Genomic DNA, 253 nt, shown 5'->3' with positions numbered 1-253 from the left:
CAGCGTACGCTTATGCAGCAGCTCGCTTTGGTATTTGATTTTTTGATGGTTAAGGTGCATGTTGACGAAGGCGTCGACCTTCATGCGCAGCATCTCCGGATGTACAGGCTTGAACAAATAGTCGATCGAACCGACATGATACCCCTTCAGAACATGCTCAATCGATGTACTCAGGGCGGTAAGGAAGATGATCGGAATATCCTGACAAGCTTTGCGCTGCTTGATAAGCTCCACGGTCTCAAAGCCGCTTAGA

The 253-nt window shown here is 48.6% G+C and carries 1 protein-coding gene; it reads right to left on the bottom strand.

Going from position 1 to position 253, the window contains the following annotated elements:
* Positions 1–253, bottom strand: a 253-nt coding sequence (locus KVT27_RS25485; RefSeq protein ID WP_217582260.1) for a response regulator, incomplete at both ends; no start/stop codon positions are given.

It is taken from the genome of Lysinibacillus sp. GbtcB16 (assembly GCF_019091145.1).
GTDB lineage: Bacteria > Bacillota > Bacilli > Bacillales_A > Planococcaceae > Lysinibacillus > Lysinibacillus fusiformis.
This window is presented reverse-complemented; position numbering and strand designations above follow the sequence as displayed.